The following is a 17,011-nucleotide window of genomic DNA, read 5'->3' on the forward strand; positions in this document are numbered from 1 at the left end:
AAAATGAAAACAGGTAAAAGATTAAATATTAGGTCTGCCCGGTATAAGCGAAATCGTAAGAAGCTTCCCCTATGGATAGCTTTTAGTTTTTCACTTTTCACTTTTCACTCAATAAGTGCACAACAATTGGAGAGTTATATCAACGAGGCCCAGAATAATAATCCGGAGCTCCGTGCTTATAATTCCCGGGTAGATATTGCCAGGGAGAAGGTAGAGGAGGTGAACTCGCTACCCGATACCGAATTGAGTGCAGGTATCTTTGTGAGTGAGCCTGAAACCAGAACCGGTCCGCAAACAGCGAGATTTTCCGTAAGGCAGATGCTGCCCTGGTTTGGAACTATTGATGCCAGAGAGAAAGCCGCGGGAGCCATGGTAAATGTAGAAGATATAGAAGCCGATATTGCGAGGAGAAAGATCGCTCTTGCCGTGAGTCAGAATTATTACCAGCTTTATGCCCTTCAGGAAAAACAAGAGGTACTTCAGGAGAATATCGATCTGCTGGAACTCTATCATCAGCTGGCTCTTAATTCAGTAGAAGCAGGAAATGCTTCAGCTATTGAGGTGCTTAGGCTGAAAATGAGGCAAAACGAATTAAAAGAACAGCAAGAGATCCTTGGTTTTAAATACAACTCGAAGAAAGTTGAATTCAATAAGGTCCTTAACCGTGAAGTTACCCTGCAGGTAGCCTTGCCGGATACTTTGGCTATAGATGCGGCAGATACGATAGCGGTTTCGGGAAATATTGAAGTGAACCCTGAGATACTAAAATTCGACGGTCTTTCTGAAAGCATACTGCAGGCCGAAGCTTTAAATCAAAAAGAAGCGCTTCCTAAACTGGGACTTGGTCTTGATTATGTGAATGTGGCCAAAAGAACCGATATGGAAATGTCAGATAACGGCAAGGATATTCTTATGCCAATGGTTTCTGTGTCGATCCCGATCTTCAGTAATAAATACCGTTCGGTAACCCGGCAGAATGAAATAAGACAACAGGAAGTTGCTCAAAAAAGGGAAGATAAGCTCAATCAGCTACAAAGTCGTCTTGAAGCAGCTATGAACGCCCGGTCCTCTGCAATAGTAAGCTGGAAGGTTCAGTTAGATAACCTTGAGCAGGCGAGAAATGCAGAGGAAATTCTTATTAAGACCTATGAAACCGGGAGGCTGGATTTTGATGATGTACTTGATATACAGGAACTTCAGTTAAAGATCCAGATGAACCTTATTGATGCTGTTGTTGAATATTATCAGGAAACGGCTATGATAGAATATTTTTTAGGTACAGATAAATAAATTTAAAAATGAAAAAATATATAACCTATATAATTGTGATGCTCGCAGGATTGTTGCTGGGGTATCTGATCTTTAATAGCAATTCAGAAGAAAGTTCACAAGTTTCCGATACTCATGAGCATTCCGAAGAGGAAGTACAAATGTGGACCTGTTCCATGCATCCGCAGATCATGCAACCCGAACCCGGGGACTGTCCAATTTGTGGGATGGAACTTATTCCAGCTGAAGCCGGTGCAGAAGGTTTGACTGCCGATGAATTCAAAATGACCGAAAATGCCATGAGCCTGGCCAATATTCAGACTACGGTTGTGGGAAATGCAGATGCAACCCCGGGCAAGATCAGTCTTTCAGGAAAAATAAAAGAGAATGAAGAGGCCAATGCGGTACAATCCAGCCATGTGGGTGGTAGGATAGAAAAGCTGTATGTGACCTACACCGGAGAAAAGGTGAACAGGGGGCAGGTGCTAGCCACCATCTATTCCCCAGATCTGGTTGCGGCGCAACAGGAACTGCTTACAGCCGCGAGGCTCAAGGAATCACAGCCCGCTCTTTATAAGGCGGTGAGGAATAAGCTGAAATACTGGAAACTAAACGATGCCCAGATCGATAAGATTGAGGCTTCGGGAGAGGTTAGGGAAAACCTTCCGGTTTATGCCACGGTTTCCGGAACGGTTACTGAAAAACTGGTTCAGGAAGGTGATTATGTTAAACAGGGTCAGCCACTTTATAAGATAGCTAACCTTAACACGGTGTGGGCCATTTTTGACGCCTATGAGTCCCAGATATCGAATCTGAATGTAGGACAGGAAATGAAAATTACAGCTAATGCATACCCCGATAAGGAATTCAGCGGAAAAATTTCCTTTATCGATCCATTGCTGGATGAAAGTTCCAGAACGGTAAAAGTAAGGGTGGAGCTTAAAAATACCGATGATATGCTTAAACCGGGCATGTTCGTACAGGCGGAGCTCGAAAGACCTGAAGGTGTTCAGGAAGGATCTATTCTGATCCCCAGATCAGCAGTGTTATGGACCGGTACCCGATCACTGGTGTATGTAAAGTCCAATCCTGATGAGCCGGTCTTCCAGATGAAGGAAGTGAAGCTGGGAGATGCACTTGATAATAGTTATGAAGTGCTGGAAGGCTTGAGTGATGGAGATGAAGTGGTGACTAACGGAACCTTTACCGTGGATGCTGCGGCCCAGCTTCAGGGAAAAAGATCCATGATGAACAATCCTGAAAGCCAGCAGAAGCAGGCCATGAATATGAAAATGGAGCTTCCGGAAGATTTTCAGAAGAAATTTGTGAAAACACTGGATAAATACTTTGAACTTAAGGATGCCCTTGTGAATTCTAATCCTACTCAGGCTATGAATGCTGCGAAGGCTTCTTTAAAAACTGTACCTGAAGCTAAGCTTCAGGGAATGGCAGCCGCTCATTTTAAGAAAGTGGAAGAAATGCTGGAGGCGATCTCTAACAATGAGAATCTGGAAAACCAAAGAGCACACTTTGTGATCCTGTCAGAAAATATGATCGCCCTTACCGCGAATATTGATAGCCTGGGGAAAGAAATCCATATACAGCATTGCCCCATGGCTGATTCCAATAAGGGAGCCGACTGGCTAAGCCTTTCTTCAGAAGTGAGAAACCCATACTATGGAGAAGCTATGCTCACTTGTGGAGAAGTTTCAAAAACCCTTAAATAACAAAATAATTATGAGAAAATGGAGATTTAATTTTTTGCTTGGAGCAGTACTATTGGGATTTATTTCCTGTGCTGATGATAAGAGCGCTACAAAGAAGGAAACCTCCCAGGAGATCACCTCCAGTGAAAATGCAGATCTAAAAGCAGAAGAGGAAAATGTAAGAGGAGTGATCAGGGCTTACAAATCTGCTCTGGAGAACCTTACAACAGAGGGCACCTTTAAGCTCTATGCAGATTCTTCAAAGGTATACGAATCGGGAGGGGTTGAAGGCACTTATAAGGATTACATCGATCACCATTTAGGTCCTGAACTGGGACATTTTGAAAGTTTCAAATTTTCAGATTACAGCCTGGACGTGGAAGTAGACCTTCCATATGCCTTTACTACAGAAACCTACGTCTATACCATAGTACTGAACCAGGAAAATTCAGAAAGCCGTACGATCCGGAAAAAAGGTGTTGCGACTTCGGTGTTGAAAAAAATAGAGGGAGAATGGAAAATCATCAAAACACATTCTTCTTCGAGAGATTACAAACCAGAACAATAAATTTAAAAAAATGAAAAAGATAATAATCACAATAGTCATTGCAGTAATAAGTTTTTCAGGTTTTGCACAAGACCACGACCATAAGGGTCATTCAATGACCAACAAGGAAACAACGGAAGGGAAGAAAAAATCTTTGAGTCCTCATACCAGTGCTATGGCCATGATCGGGGATGCTCATGTGCATATAGATTATTCTTCGCCCAGAGTGCGGGATCGTGTGATCTTTGGGGGGCTTGTTGGATATGACAGGGTATGGCAGGCCGGTGCGCATATGGCCACCTGGATCGAGACCAACAAAGACCTGGTTTTTGACGGTAAGACCTTACCAGCTGGAAAATATGCTTTTTTTACTATTCCTGGAAGGGAAACCTGGAAAGTGATGTTTAATAGTAACTGGGATCAGCATGGAAAGGATGAATATGATGAGAAGAACGATGTTCTGGTCCTTAATGTGAAACCTGAGCAGTCACAGGAAATTCAGGAAGAGCTGGAATATAAAGTTGATAAAATAGGCGGAAATAAAGGGATGATCAGTCTGGGCTGGGAAAAGGTGAAAATTAGCCTGCCTTTTGAGGTTAGTCCATAACAATTCCCCGGCCATCATACAGGTAGAAGTTTTAAAATAGTTTACGATCGTTGTATAAACGTGATAGTAAAAAGCAGGGAGGATTATACTTATATGTATTACGCTGGACCCAGTGCTAACTTGCGAAGAGGATTAGTAATACTTAAACCTTAGTTAAATCATTATTAAGCAACTATTAATCTTCTAAATTTATTGTCAACCAAATTTTATTATTATGAAAACTAGATTATTAACAATTAGCATGATGATGTTCTCTGTTATTCTTTTAACCTCATGTAAAGACGGCAAGGAGAACCAATCAGTAGAGATTAATACACCCGAGGAGGTGCGGGAATCTCAGAAAAAGACTGCTGATGTGGCAGATCAGGATTTCATTGACGGGATGACTGGAAAAGTCTGGCACAATTACCTGGAAATAAAAATGGCCCTTACACGTGAAGATGCTAAGAAAGCAAAGGATGTGGCGAAGTCAATGGCTGATTCGTTTTCTTCTGAAAGGGAGGAAATGAAGAGTATCGCTCAACAGTTGACAGAGACCGATGATATTGAAAAACAACGCCAACTATTCGCTGATTTTACCGAAAAGGTTGGACCTATGTTTGAAGAAGCTCTCTCCAAAGGTACAATCTATAAAAAATTCTGTCCTATGGCTTTTAATAATAAAGGAGCCTACTGGTATGCTGATGTAGAGGAAATCACAAATCCATACTTTGGCGATAAGATGCTGGATTGTGGGACTGTAGAGAAAACTATCAAAAAATAATAAACCTAAAAAATAGACCATGGATTCTAAAGAAAACAACCAGAATAAAATGAAAGGTGGCAAATACGTTAATTTTTTCATGATGTTGGGATTGTCATTTATTGCAATGTACATCACCATGTATCTGAATACTTACGAATTTGATCATGTTTATTTCAGCCTCACCCGTTTTTATATGACCTGTCTGGGAATTTCTGCTATGGCTGTCATTATGCTGTCTTTCATGCTTAATATGTATAAAAACAGAAAAAAGAATATCGCCATATACGTTGGTAGCCTGGTGTTATTTGTTAGCGCGCTAGGCCTGGTAAGGGCACAAGGACCTATAATTGGCGACGTGCTATATATGAAAGCTATGATCCCTCACCATTCTATCGCAATATTGACCAGTAAAAGAGCCGATATCAAGGATCCGGAAACCAAAAAACTGGCAGAGGAAATCATTGAAGCTCAGAAAAGAGAGATAGCCCAAATGAAGAAGATAATATACCGCCTTGAAAACGAAAAATAGAATAACCTTTAAATAACCCCAATTCAAATTTTTTAAATGATAGTAAAGAGAAAAACAGCGATGAATATCCGGAAAGCTCACAGGTACCTGGGTATTTTTATAGGAATTCAGTTTATCATGTGGACGGTAAGTGGACTATATTTTAGCTGGACCGACCTGGATGAGATTCATGGTGACAATTTTAAGAAGCATCACCCCGATCAGTCGGCATTCAGTGATCTGATGAGTCCGTCAGAGCTGGCTCCGGATATGGAAGTCACCTCGATAGATCTGCAGGAGATATCCGGCCAACCTTATTACTTTCTGAATGGAGAAGTTTTAATGAATGCCAGGACAGGGGAGATACTTGATGAAATAAGCGAAGAGGATGCTTTATCCATCGCAGCGAGGTATATGAAAGATGAATTGGAGGTATCCGGAGTAGAGAGGATTACCAAAACCGGAAAACATCATGAGTACAGGGAGAATCTTTTGCCGGCTTATGTGATCTCTTATGATACCGATGAAAACCTGAAGGCATACATAGGTGCGACCAATGGAGATTTCAGAACGGTACGGCACAGAGATTGGAGGTGGTTTGATTTCTTATGGATGACCCACACCATGGATTATGAAGGAAGGGATGATTTTAATAATCTGGCCCTGCGTAGTTTCTCTTTACTGGGGCTCATTACCGTGTTTAGCGGATTCTTGTTGTGGTATATTTCATCACCTACAGTTAGAAAAGTGGTGCAGCCAGGTAAAAAGAAGAAAAAGAAGAAAAAGGAAAAAAAGAGAAAAAACAGAGTGTAATAACAATAATTAAATACGTCAAACCAATAACAGATTAATAATTAGAATGATGAAAAGGAATCTAAGAAGTTTAATAACAATGAGTGTAATTGCAGGTAGTTTAGTTTTAACCTCTTGCGGCGATAACAAAAAAGAAAAGGATGATGCCTCGGCCCCAATGCAACATGAAATGCATCAGGAAAGTGAAGATATGGCTCATGCTGAAGAAACAGAGAAGAGCGTTACTGAATTTAAGGATGAGGAATCCCAAAAACTTTTTGATGCTTACCTGGCAGTAAAAAATGCCCTGGTACAGACCGATGCTGAAGCAGCGAAATCGGCTGCGGCCGAATTAAAATCGGCAGCAGCAGGTAATGAGGAAATTGCTTCTGTCGCTCAGCAAATGGCAGAGACCGCCGATGTGAATAAACAAAGGGAGCTTTTCTCTGAGCTTACCAAAAGTATGGAGCCTGTCCTTAAGGGATCTATCTCAGGGGGCAAGATCTATAAGCAGTACTGCCCTATGGCCTTTGAAGGAAAAGGGGACTACTGGTACTCGGACTCAGACCAGATAAGGAACCCGTATTTTGGCGATAAAATGCTTAAATGTGGTCGTGTGGAAGATACTATAATGTAAGACCGATACTGAAAACCGGGCGGATATTTTTCCGCCCTTTTTTTTCTATTTTTATAGAGCCATAACCAATTATAATTGGAAGAGATTAAGATCCATATCAAGAATGTTGTCTGCCACCGTTGTATTATGACGGTAGAGAGTATTCTGAAGAACCTGGAAATCCCTTTTAAGGAAGTCCGGCTCGGAGAAGCCGTTATTTCCCGGGATTTAAGCAGTATCGAAATACACCAGCTTCAGAAGGAATTTGAGAAAGTGGGATTTGAGATTGTTCAGGATAAGACGCAAAAAATGATCAACCAGATCAAATCCACTATTATTGATGAAGTATATTCTAACGATCCTTCCAATAAAAAGCTTTCTGAGATACTCACCCGGAAGCTTAATTACGACTATAGCCATATTACCCATTTGTTCACAGAACAGGAAGGACAGAGCATTCAGAAATTCTACAATGCTGTTAGAACTGAAAGGGTAAAAGAACTCATCAGTAACGACGAGTACAGCCTTGCCACTATAGCCGATCTCCTTGGATATTCCACCCCTGCATACCTCTCTACTTCCTTTAAAAAAACTACCGGATATACACCTTCTGAATATAAGAGCCTGAATCTGAATGACAGGAATAGTCTAGACGCTGTTTAGTTGAGTCAAAAGATTTAAGGCTATTTTAGGAAAGATTCTTTAATAATTTTGTTCTTTCATACTGGTAACTCATAATGTAAAAGCCTTTATGGAAATACTCCTCCTCGTTGCTGGGATCCTTATCTATTTATTCACCGTGTTGGATATTATTCAAACCACTTTATCCATGCAGGGTGGTGGATGGATAACCAGTAGATTTTCACATGGCTTCTGGACAATCTTTCTTAGACTATCGGGCAGGGATGGGAAAAAGAAAATTCTATCTCATACTGGATATATACTGCTCATTTCCATTGTGTTGATCTGGGTATTCCTACTGTGGTCAAGTTTTGTGCTGCTTCTCGCTGCAGATCACGATTCTGTAATAAACAGTACGACAAGGGATGCTGCCAAGCTGTTAGAAAAGATTTATTATGCGGGATTCACTATTTCTACCCTCGGCGTGGGGGATTATATACCATCTTTAGATAGCTGGAGAATAATATCAGCCATATACTCTTTTACAGGCCTTATCCTTTTGACCATGTCAGTTACTTACTTCATCCCCGTTCTTTCGGCGGTTATAGAGCAACGTAAACTTGGGATCAGATTAAGCAATTTGGGGAATAGTCCTGAAGAGATACTGATCAATTCATGGAATGGTAAGGATTTTACAGAATTTACAGAGAAGATCAATGATCTTTCTGAATCCCTTGTACATCACAGTCAGAATCACCGGGCCTATCCGGTAATTCATTATTTTCATAACTGGAAGGAAAAGAATGCGGTGATTTTACAGCTGGCCAGGCTCCATGAAGCTCTGTATTTACTCAAATATGAAATAGATAAAGAGAGAAGGCCAGACGAAATAGAGCTAAAGCCTCTGGAGGTTGCATTTGAGAATTACAGGGAAGTAATCACAGAGGTTACGCATATTAAGATCATTGAAGAGGCCCCTCCATTAGCCGGGACCGATATGTTAAGAAAAGAGGGTCTTACGACTGTTGACCGCCCGAGTATGAATGTGGGCAAAGACCTTATACATACCCGAAGGTTATTTCAGACTCTTGTGAGACAGGATGGCTGGAGCTGGGATCTCGTATAATCTTTACAAAATCCTAAATTTCCCTGCTACAGGTTAAAAACATTTAAAACCGAAAGAACTTAGCATAATTTTATAACCTCCCCATTTAAGTGGTTTTTATATTTAAGGTATAACAATAAAAATCAACTAGTTATGAGAAATGAGAAATTGATTCAGGCACTCGGCAATTGTATTAATCACTGTAATTATTGTGCTGATGCCTGCCTGGACGAGGACGATGTAAAGAAAATGGTTGACTGCATTAGAACTGATCGTGTTTGTGCTGAGGTATGTTCTGCATTAAACCAGGTTTTGGCCACTAACTATAAAGATGTAAATGCTTTAGTGGAATATTGTAAAAAGGTATGCCAGGACTGTGCGGATGAGTGTGGTAAACATGAGGCTCAACATTGTAAAGATTGTGCACAGGCATGTAGGGAATGTGTGAATGCATGTGAAGCCTATCTCGCCTAAAAAAATATCAACTGCCTGAAACATTTTTCAGGCAGTTAATTTCAAAAGTTTTTTCCAAAAAATCGAATTCGTTTATATTTTCTCTCCCTTAATTTAGCTCTTGCTAATTGACTGATATAATTCAGTTCATCATAATTTTAAAATGAAGCACGTTTATAAAATAACCGGGATGACCTGTAACGGATGCAGGTCACATGTGGAAAAGACTCTACAGAACGTTAAAGATGTTGAGAATGTAAGCGTCGATCTCGAAAAAGGAGAAGCCGAAATTACAATGACATCACATGTACCTACTCAGGTATTCGAGAAATCCTTGCAGGAAGCAGGAGGTAATTATCATATTATGGAGCCTGGTAATCCGGGTACTTCATCCAAACCAATGCAGCATACCTACAAAATAACCGGAATGACCTGTATGGGATGCCGTTCACATGTGGAGTCCGCTTTGAGAAATGTGGATGGTGTCTCGGAGGTTTCTGTTGACCTTGAAAAAGCAGAAGCAAAGATAAGTATGCAAGAGCATATAAAAATTGAAAAATTTGAAAATGCCTTGCAGGAAGCCGGCGGAAATTATCATATAGTGATGCCAGGAGATGAACACTCTTTCAAGGAACCATCTAAACCAAAAAAGAAAGTCGGGAAAGGTACGGGAACTTGGTATTGCCCCATGCATTGTGAAGGCGATAAAACTTATGATAAACCTGGTGATTGTCCTGTATGCGGGATGGACCTTGTGGAAGAAGTAAGCCTAAAATCTTCTTCTACAAAATATACCTGCCCTATGCATCCTGAAGTAGTGAAGGATGAACCAGGTAGTTGTCCTATCTGTGGAATGGATCTGGTGCCTATGGAACCTGAAGCTTCAGCTGAAGAAAAGGGATATAAAAAATTACTTCGTAAATTCTGGATCTCTGTAGCCTTTACACTTCCTATCTTCCTTATTGCGATGTCTGAAATGATCCCCGGAAATCCGCTTTATGAAGTAGCCGGAATGAGAGTATGGAATTGGATTCAGTTCGGACTTTCACTACCTGTGGTTTTTTATGGAACCTGGATGTTTTTTGAACGTGCCTACAGATCTATAAAGACCTGGAACCTTAATATGTTCACTTTAATTGGGATTGGTGCAGGTGTTGCATGGATTTTTAGTGTATTCGGACTTATTTTTCCTGATTTCTTCCCGCCTCAGTTCAAGACCGAAATGGGAACGGTGCACGTATATTTCGAGGCTGCAACCGTTATCCTGACACTGGTTTTGCTGGGTCAGGTACTTGAAGCAAGAGCTCATAGCCGAACGAATTCCGCAATTAAGGAATTACTGAAACTGGCTCCCAATACAGCTGTTAGAGTAAGGGATGGAAAGGAAGAAACCATATCTGTAGATAAGATCGAAAAAGGAGATGTTTTACGTGTGAAGCCTGGTGAAAAGATCCCGGTAGACGGAATTATAAAAACCGGAAAGAGCAGTATTGACGAATCCATGATCACCGGAGAGCCAATTCCGGTAGATAAAGCTGAAGGAGATAAAGTGAGTTCAGGTACCATCAACGGAAATCAGAGTTTCACTATGACTGCTGAAAAAGTAGGAGATGAAACCCTGCTCGCACAGATCATAAAAATGGTAAATGAAGCCAGCCGTTCTCAGGCACCTATTCAAAAACTTGCTGACAGGATCTCGGCTTATTTTGTTCCTATCGTGGTGTTGGTGTCAGTGATCACTTTTATTGCCTGGGCGATATACGGCCCTGAGCCGGCTTATGTCTATGCGCTGGTGAATGCTATCGCAGTACTTATTATTGCCTGTCCATGTGCACTTGGCCTGGCCACTCCCATGTCGGTAATGGTTGGAGTAGGGAAAGGGGCTCAAAACGGTGTACTTATCAAAAATGCACGGGCTCTGGAAGAATTCAATGAGATTGATACTCTTATCATCGATAAGACCGGAACTATTACCGAGGGAAAACCTTCGGTTGAAAAGGTGGTTTCAGTCAGCCCTGACTATTCAGAAAAAGAATTGATCGAATTAATAGCTTCGGTTAATGCTCAGAGTGAACATCCCCTTGCTTTAGCGACTGTGAATTACGCGACAGATCAAAATATTGAATTTAGTGAAGCCACTGCTTTCAATGCCGTTACAGGAAAGGGTGTTCATGCCAGTCTTAGTGGAAAAAGACTTGCTCTAGGGAATGATAAGCTGATGCTTGATGAAAATGCTGAGATCTCAAAAGAGGTCGAAAAGAAGGTCATCGCAGAGCAGGAGCAGGGGAAAACGGTATCTTATTTCGCAGTGGACGGAAAGATCATCGGTTATATTACGATCACTGATGCTATTAAAAAGACAAGTGAAGAGGCATTGAGAGAATTACAGGAACATGGGGTTAAAGTGATCATGCTTACAGGTGATAATGCGAAGACAGCCGCGGCCGTGGCAAAGCACCTTGATCTTGCAGATTTTAAAGCAGGAATGGTTCCTGAAAATAAGATGGAAGAGGTTAAAAAGTTACAACAGCAGGGAAAAAAAGTTGCCATGGCTGGAGATGGTATTAATGATGCACCAGCTCTTGCACAGGCTAATATTGGGATAGCCATGGGAACCGGAACCGATGTGGCTATCGAAAGTGCTGAGATCACCCTGGTTAAGGGAGATCTAAAAGGAGTGTTGAAAGCGAAAAAGCTTAGTGAAAAGGTGATGAGAAATATCAAGGAGAACCTATTCTTTGCACTCATCTATAACATTATAGGGGTTCCCGTAGCTGCAGGGGTACTTTACCCGGTGTTTGGGATTTTGCTTTCACCTATGATCGCAGCCCTGGCGATGAGCTTTAGCTCGGTTTCTGTAATAGGGAATGCGCTGAGGTTAAGAAATGCAAAACTGGATTAATCAGGTCATTTCGAAGGAAGTGAGAAATCTGAAGAGATTTCTCAATCATGCTGACAGTCATAGGGACTCCTTCTAAATGACATTTTATTTGATAATAATACCCTGAACTTGTCTCAGGGTTTTAAAATTAACTTTTAATATGCAGGATTTTTTAAGTCAATGGGGAGAAGCGGCGTATACTACAGCCGGATTTTTCTGGATGGCTCTTTGGGCTTTCGCTTTGGGATATGTTATAAGTAGCGGGATACAGGTCTTTGTGACCGAAAAACGAATGCAAAAAACTATGGGAAAGGAAGAATCCAAAGGGCTCCTGCTTGGAACTTTTTTTGGTTTCATTAGCAGTTCCTGTAGTTTCGCTGCACTGGCATCTACCAAAAGTCTTTTTAAAAAGGGAGCCAGTTTTGTTTCATCCATTGCTTTTCTTCTTGCCTCCACCAACCTGGTTATAGAACTGGGAATTATTATTTCGATCTTCCTGGGCTGGCAGTTCGTTGTTGGGGAATATGTAGGTGGAATTATACTGATTCTCATAAGCTGGTTATTAATCAGACTTATAAATCCTAAAAAACTGATCAAAAAGGCTCGTGAACGTCTGGACAGTGAAGATGATGATGAAGCCGATCCTGATAAATCCTGGAAAAAAAAGATGAAATCTGAAACAGGATGGGCTAAGGTATCTCAGCAATACGCCATGGAATGGAAGATGGTGTGGAAAGATGTTACCATAGGATTTACAATCGCCGGGATCGTAGCCGCTTTTGTGCCCGATTCTTTTTTCCAGACTTTATTTATCAATAGCGGGCAGGGCAATGCAGATCTTGGGTTTTTTACAATCCTGGAGCACATTATTGTAGGGCCGGTGGCCGCATTTATAACCTTTATAGGCTCTATGGGGAATATTCCTCTGGCAGCTTTGTTATTTGGGAAAGGCGTTAGTTTTGCCGGGGTAATGGCTTTTATTTTCAGCGACCTGGTAGTCTTCCCAATCTTAAGGATCAATGCCAAATATTACGGCTGGAAAATGAGTTTCTTTATTCTGTTTCTTTTATTTGCTTCCTTAATCGGGGCATCGCTGGCATTACATTACGGCTTTAATTTGTTAAACCTTCTTCCAGATCCGTCTTCGGTAAAGATCATGGATACCGAATATTTTAAGATCAATTATACCTTCTGGCTGAACATGATATTTCTTGCAATTTCCGGCTATATGCTTTATCTCGGATTCTTTAAACGTGACGATGTAATGTTCATGAAAGAAATGGCTCCCAAAAGCCAGGTGCTGGAGAAAACGCTCAAATATATTGCCTTCATTTGCTATGCATGGCTGGCTGCAGGACTTGTACTAAAATTCTTGATAAACGGATAAAATTAAAAAAGGGCCGGATGGCCCTTCAGGTTAATATATGGGAAAAGGATTTTATCCCTGATTTCTCCTTTTTTGCATATGCATTTTTCTTCCTTTTCGTCTTTTTTCCTGAAGCTGTTCCCATTTGGTATACTGTTCCTCGGTAAGGATCTTTTTCAGTTCAGCTTTATATTCTTCAGACATTTCCTGATGTTCTTCCCTGATTTTGGCTCGTTCTTTCTGTAATTCCTTTCGAATTTCCTCACGTTCCTCCCGACGCTCCTGCATAAGTTCCCTTTGTTCTCCAATTCTCTTAGTATAGAGCTCTTTAAGTTGGGCTTCCTGTTCCTCATTAAGATCTAGTTGCATAGCCAGTCTTTTAGCCCCAAGAATTGCCATTTCTTCATCAGACATTTCTGATCTTCTTTCTCCTCTTTCTTGGGCGAAGGTGACAACACTGAAAAGAAGGAGTATTAGAGTGATTAGGTTTTTCATAATCATAAGGTTTTGACGTTGAGTTTATTTGACTCTTCAAATTGCAATTGGTTTAAAAACAAAACAGGGCATTTGCCCTGTTTTGTAAAAACTTTTTTTGAAAGTCTAATATTCGGTATCATCATCATCAGACTTATCTTTTTTGCCTTTTTTCTTGCCTTCCATTTTCATTTCCCCCTTGTGCATTTTCATTTCTCTTTCATGCATCACTTCCCATTTGGTATATTGACTTTCAGTCAGGATCTCCTTCATCTCTTCTTTGAAATCGTCCTGTATTTTCATCCTTTGTTTATGCATATTGGCTCTTTCGTCGGCCATATCTTCGGGCTCATCGGCCATATCGTCCATATGGTCTGCCATGAGCTCTTTCTGTGCTTCAAGACGCTTTAACTGGGCCTTTTTAATTTTTTCCTTCTGTTCTGCATTCAGGCTTAAACGGGTCGCCATTTTATCGGCGTACATCATGGCATGTGGTTCAGGGTCTTCCATCATCATGGCCTGTTTTTCATGGCCTTTTGCTTTTCCCTTATTTTTATCAACCTGGGCAAGGGCCCCAAACGAAAGGAATAGCATCACTAATAATAAGCTAATATTCTTCATCACTGTACGTTTTGGTTTATACTCACTTAAAATTAAGGGATATAGAATCTGGAAGGATATGTTTTAACATAAAAAAAACTATCACTGTTAAAGTGATAGTTTTTTTATTTATAAATGTTAAAAGCTACTATTCCACAGGGTTCAGGATAAGATCTATACGCTTAAGCACATCCTGAAGATGATATCGCGTTAGGGTGTCTCCAGACCTGTACAGAGAGTTTCTTATCTGTCTCTCCAGGGTGTTTAATTCGCCTCTTACTACAGGTCTAATATCACTTTGAGAAACATCGATGTTACTTCTTGTGATCCAATCTCTCCATCTGGCAGGGATCTCATCCTGCTCTTCATTCATCAAATGCTCCATCCTCTCGATGTAAGCCCTCTGAAGATTTCTTCTGTAGCGATCTATCTTCTTGCCGGAATATACTTCACTCCAGATGCCTTTTCGAAGCTCGGTCATCATATCAAGTAAAGAATATGCTTCTTTACCGTTGATCTCTTCATTTTCCATTAAACGAGACATTCTTCCGAAATCGAGGATATTATTCAGCGCTCTTTGTTGTATATTTCTGATACGCTCAATATTTCCATCAAATTCTATCTTATTGAAGATATCCTGGTTAATTAGCCATTCAGGTGTTTCGAAAAGCTGATCATGTAGAAAATCCATAGCTCTTTCCTGCGTCTCTTTGTCCACATGGGTGTAAACTGCTCCTTCCTGGTCATAGGTCTTATAATATTCGTAGACACCACCAATATTTGCGGCAACATGCCCCATGTAACGATTGTATTGAGATAGCACCTGCCCGTAAAGCTCGTCCAGATCTTCATAGTTTTTACCGTCTTCAGCCGTCCAATCTATAAGTTTAGGAACGATTCGTTTCAGGTTTTTAATTCCGTATTCACTTGCAAGCATCGCATCGTCCCCAAGGTCTTCGGTTTGTGAACTTGGATCTATAACACCTCCACCCTGCTGTCTTCCGAAGCGATACATGGGATCACCGGCATGTTCCAGGATCCATTCATCAAGAACCGGCTTTTCTTCCTTTCCTTCTTTTTCAGGAATTGGACGGTAACCCCATTCTATAGCATACTTATCATAAGGACCAATTTCCGGCATTAAAGCTACATCTCCATCTTCAGGCTGAGCGACATAGTTGAATCTGGCATAATCCATAATAGAGGGAGCCGTTCCATATTCTTTAGTGAATTCAGGGTCTCTCAATTTTTCTACAGGATAGGCCACACTGCTTCCCATATTATGAGGGAGTCCCAATGTATGTCCAACTTCATGAGCTGAAACAAAGCGAATAAGTCTTCCCATTACTTCGTCCTTGAATTCCACATCCTGTGCCTCAGGGTTGATCGCAGCAGTCTGTACAAAGAACCAGTTTCTTAAAAGGGTCATCACATTATGATACCAGTTGATGTCTGATTCCAGGATCTCTCCGGAACGAGGGTCACTTACATGGGGACCGTTGGCATTTGGAATTGGAGAAGCCAGGTATCTAACTACCGAATATCTTACATCTTCAGGACTCCAGTCCGGATCCTCTTCAACTGTAGGAGCGTCTTTGGCAATAATGGCATTTTTGAAACCCGCCTCTTCAAAGGCAACCTGCCAGTCTTCAATTCCCTGTTTAATGAAAGGTCTCCACTTTTCAGGAGTGGCCCTGTCTATGTAATAGACGATTGGTTCCTTTGGCTCCACAAGTTCTCCATTTTTGAACTTCTCCATGTCCTCTTCTTTCACCTCAAGTCTCCAGCGGTCAATGAATTCTACGGTTTTACTTTTCTGAGCAGCAAGCCCGTAATCGGTCTGTTCAGTGGTGAACCAGCCAACGCGCTCATCATAATACCTTCTTTCCATTGGAACTTTTGGAAGAAGGATCATGGAATTGCTGAATTCCATGGATATGGATCCCATACTTTCATTAGATGGTGGCTCGCCTGCATTGTAGGTCTTTACATGTCTTATTTCGATATTTTCAGGGTAACTTCTAATCGTATCTATATAAGACCTGCTTTCGTCAAGTCTTGAGACCTTGTATTGTTTTCTGGTACGATCTGGAAGGCCTAAAGGCTGCACATCTTTGGTGTAAAGATCGGTAACATCGATCACGGTGGTTTTACTGATGGAATCCTTACCAATTGTCTTTACGTCGAAAGACTGTATTATAGGTTCGAAATTTGAGTTTACTACAGCCTCATGAACGGGAAGCGAATCATTAGCATAGATATCATAAGAAACTACTCTAAGCAGTACTTTATCACCTTTCTTCTGCCAGCGATGAACCTGTGTGTTCTGCTTTCCGCCTCCAAAGCCAATGCCACTGGCTGTTTTGGCTATACGTGTTACGGTAAGCATTTCGCGGTTAAACAGGCTGTCTGGGATCTCGTAGAAATATTTGTCTTCAACTTTATGAACGGTAAATAATCCTTCGTCACTTTTTGCATCCTTAGTGATCACCTTGTCGTAAGGTTTAATTCCGTTCTTGTCTTTTTTGGAGTCATTACTGGCGGCAGAAGCAGGTGCTTTTTCCTGTTTCTGAAAAACAGCACAGCTGGAAACCGATAATGAGAGGGCTAAAAGCAACAGCTTTAGGCTCTGGTTCTTGATCATAAATTTTTGTTTTAGTTAATACAGATTTGATGTGAAGACGGAAATTTTAAATCAGAAAATAAAAAAGACCGCCTTTC

The 17,011-nt window shown here is 41.0% G+C and carries 16 protein-coding genes; 13 read left to right on the top strand and 3 right to left on the bottom strand.

Features of this window, described 5'->3' with window-relative positions:
- Positions 1–3 precede the first annotated feature (3 nt).
- The 13 genes from EZJ28_RS10160 to EZJ28_RS10220 all read left to right on the top strand — a co-directional run bounded on the left by EZJ28_RS10160 (position 4) and on the right by EZJ28_RS10220 (position 13,237).
- Positions 4–1,290, top strand: coding sequence for a TolC family protein (locus EZJ28_RS10160; RefSeq protein WP_131397459.1), 1,287 nt, complete (start codon positions 4–6; stop codon positions 1,288–1,290).
- An 8-nt stretch (positions 1,291–1,298) separates the two neighbouring features.
- On the top strand, positions 1,299–2,996 hold the full coding sequence (locus EZJ28_RS10165) for an efflux RND transporter periplasmic adaptor subunit (RefSeq protein ID WP_131397461.1): 1,698 nt from the start codon (positions 1,299–1,301) through the stop codon (positions 2,994–2,996).
- A gap of 10 nt (positions 2,997–3,006) precedes the next feature.
- The gene (locus tag EZJ28_RS10170; RefSeq protein WP_131397463.1) at positions 3,007–3,543 is read left to right on the top strand and encodes a nuclear transport factor 2 family protein; all 537 of its coding nucleotides are present in this window, start codon (positions 3,007–3,009) and stop codon (positions 3,541–3,543) included.
- A 10-nt stretch (positions 3,544–3,553) separates the two neighbouring features.
- Positions 3,554–4,129, top strand: coding sequence for a DUF2911 domain-containing protein (locus tag EZJ28_RS10175; protein ID WP_131397465.1), 576 nt, complete (start codon positions 3,554–3,556; stop codon positions 4,127–4,129).
- Positions 4,130–4,343: 214 nt separating this feature from the next.
- Positions 4,344–4,892, top strand: a complete 549-nt coding sequence (locus tag EZJ28_RS10180; protein WP_131397467.1) for a DUF3347 domain-containing protein — start codon at positions 4,344–4,346, stop codon at positions 4,890–4,892.
- Positions 4,893–4,911: 19 nt separating this feature from the next.
- Positions 4,912–5,403 carry a DUF305 domain-containing protein gene (locus EZJ28_RS10185; protein WP_131397469.1) on the top strand — a complete coding sequence of 164 codons (492 nt, stop codon included), beginning with the start codon at positions 4,912–4,914 and terminating at the stop codon, positions 5,401–5,403.
- 39 nt (positions 5,404–5,442) lie between these two features.
- The gene (locus tag EZJ28_RS10190) at positions 5,443–6,195 is read left to right on the top strand and encodes a PepSY domain-containing protein (RefSeq protein ID WP_131397548.1); all 753 of its coding nucleotides are present in this window, start codon (positions 5,443–5,445) and stop codon (positions 6,193–6,195) included.
- A gap of 79 nt (positions 6,196–6,274) precedes the next feature.
- Positions 6,275–6,811, top strand: coding sequence for a DUF3347 domain-containing protein (locus EZJ28_RS10195; protein WP_165499061.1), 537 nt, complete (start codon positions 6,275–6,277; stop codon positions 6,809–6,811).
- Positions 6,812–6,886: 75 nt separating this feature from the next.
- Positions 6,887–7,453 (top strand): AraC family transcriptional regulator, encoded by a 567-nt coding sequence (locus tag EZJ28_RS10200; RefSeq protein WP_242670101.1) that lies wholly within the window; start codon positions 6,887–6,889, stop codon positions 7,451–7,453.
- An 88-nt stretch (positions 7,454–7,541) separates the two neighbouring features.
- Positions 7,542–8,537: a potassium channel family protein gene (locus EZJ28_RS10205; RefSeq protein ID WP_131397473.1), complete on the top strand. Its 996-nt coding sequence runs from the start codon at positions 7,542–7,544 to the stop codon at positions 8,535–8,537.
- Positions 8,538–8,669: 132 nt separating this feature from the next.
- A complete protein-coding gene (locus EZJ28_RS10210; protein WP_131397475.1) occupies positions 8,670–8,990 on the top strand; it encodes a four-helix bundle copper-binding protein in 321 nt (106 codons plus the stop codon).
- A gap of 142 nt (positions 8,991–9,132) precedes the next feature.
- On the top strand, positions 9,133–11,871 hold the full coding sequence (locus EZJ28_RS10215; RefSeq protein WP_131397477.1) for a heavy metal translocating P-type ATPase: 2,739 nt from the start codon (positions 9,133–9,135) through the stop codon (positions 11,869–11,871).
- A gap of 139 nt (positions 11,872–12,010) precedes the next feature.
- The gene (locus tag EZJ28_RS10220; protein ID WP_131397479.1) at positions 12,011–13,237 is read left to right on the top strand and encodes a permease; all 1,227 of its coding nucleotides are present in this window, start codon (positions 12,011–12,013) and stop codon (positions 13,235–13,237) included.
- Between the two features lie 51 nt (positions 13,238–13,288).
- On the opposite strand, the gene EZJ28_RS10225 is transcribed toward EZJ28_RS10220, so the two are convergent.
- The 3 genes from EZJ28_RS10225 to EZJ28_RS10235 all read right to left on the bottom strand — a co-directional run bounded on the left by EZJ28_RS10225 (position 13,289) and on the right by EZJ28_RS10235 (position 16,934).
- Positions 13,289–13,711 (bottom strand): DUF4890 domain-containing protein, encoded by a 423-nt coding sequence (locus EZJ28_RS10225; RefSeq protein WP_165499062.1) that lies wholly within the window; start codon positions 13,709–13,711, stop codon positions 13,289–13,291.
- A 105-nt stretch (positions 13,712–13,816) separates the two neighbouring features.
- A complete protein-coding gene (locus EZJ28_RS10230; RefSeq protein WP_131397491.1) occupies positions 13,817–14,311 on the bottom strand; it encodes a hypothetical protein in 495 nt (164 codons plus the stop codon).
- A 127-nt stretch (positions 14,312–14,438) separates the two neighbouring features.
- Positions 14,439–16,934, bottom strand: coding sequence for a zinc-dependent metalloprotease (locus EZJ28_RS10235; RefSeq protein WP_131397493.1), 2,496 nt, complete (start codon positions 16,932–16,934; stop codon positions 14,439–14,441).
- Between the last annotated feature and the right edge of the window lie 77 nt (positions 16,935–17,011).

It is taken from the genome of Gramella sp. KN1008 (genome assembly GCF_004332155.1).
In the GTDB taxonomy this organism is placed as follows: Bacteria; Bacteroidota; Bacteroidia; order Flavobacteriales; family Flavobacteriaceae; genus Christiangramia.

What these genes read in the sequence shown, in the direction of transcription:
- EZJ28_RS10160 (WP_131397459.1), top strand. Translation starts at nt 4, where the DNA reads ATGAAAACAGGTAAAAGATTAAATATTAGGTCTGCCCGGTATAAGCGA.
- EZJ28_RS10165 (WP_131397461.1), top strand. Translation starts at nt 1,299, where the DNA reads ATGAAAAAATATATAACCTATATAATTGTGATGCTCGCAGGATTGTTG.
- EZJ28_RS10170 (WP_131397463.1), top strand. Translation starts at nt 3,007, where the DNA reads ATGAGAAAATGGAGATTTAATTTTTTGCTTGGAGCAGTACTATTGGGA.
- EZJ28_RS10175 (WP_131397465.1), top strand. Translation starts at nt 3,554, where the DNA reads ATGAAAAAGATAATAATCACAATAGTCATTGCAGTAATAAGTTTTTCA.
- EZJ28_RS10180 (WP_131397467.1), top strand. Translation starts at nt 4,344, where the DNA reads ATGAAAACTAGATTATTAACAATTAGCATGATGATGTTCTCTGTTATT.
- EZJ28_RS10185 (WP_131397469.1), top strand. Translation starts at nt 4,912, where the DNA reads ATGGATTCTAAAGAAAACAACCAGAATAAAATGAAAGGTGGCAAATAC.
- EZJ28_RS10195 (WP_165499061.1), top strand. Translation starts at nt 6,275, where the DNA reads ATGAGTGTAATTGCAGGTAGTTTAGTTTTAACCTCTTGCGGCGATAAC.
- EZJ28_RS10205 (WP_131397473.1), top strand. Translation starts at nt 7,542, where the DNA reads ATGGAAATACTCCTCCTCGTTGCTGGGATCCTTATCTATTTATTCACC.
- EZJ28_RS10210 (WP_131397475.1), top strand. Translation starts at nt 8,670, where the DNA reads ATGAGAAATGAGAAATTGATTCAGGCACTCGGCAATTGTATTAATCAC.
- EZJ28_RS10215 (WP_131397477.1), top strand. Translation starts at nt 9,133, where the DNA reads ATGAAGCACGTTTATAAAATAACCGGGATGACCTGTAACGGATGCAGG.
- EZJ28_RS10220 (WP_131397479.1), top strand. Translation starts at nt 12,011, where the DNA reads ATGCAGGATTTTTTAAGTCAATGGGGAGAAGCGGCGTATACTACAGCC.
- EZJ28_RS10225 (WP_165499062.1), bottom strand. Translation starts at nt 13,711, where the DNA reads ATGAAAAACCTAATCACTCTAATACTCCTTCTTTTCAGTGTTGTCACC.
- EZJ28_RS10230 (WP_131397491.1), bottom strand. Translation starts at nt 14,311, where the DNA reads ATGAAGAATATTAGCTTATTATTAGTGATGCTATTCCTTTCGTTTGGG.
- EZJ28_RS10235 (WP_131397493.1), bottom strand. Translation starts at nt 16,934, where the DNA reads ATGATCAAGAACCAGAGCCTAAAGCTGTTGCTTTTAGCCCTCTCATTA.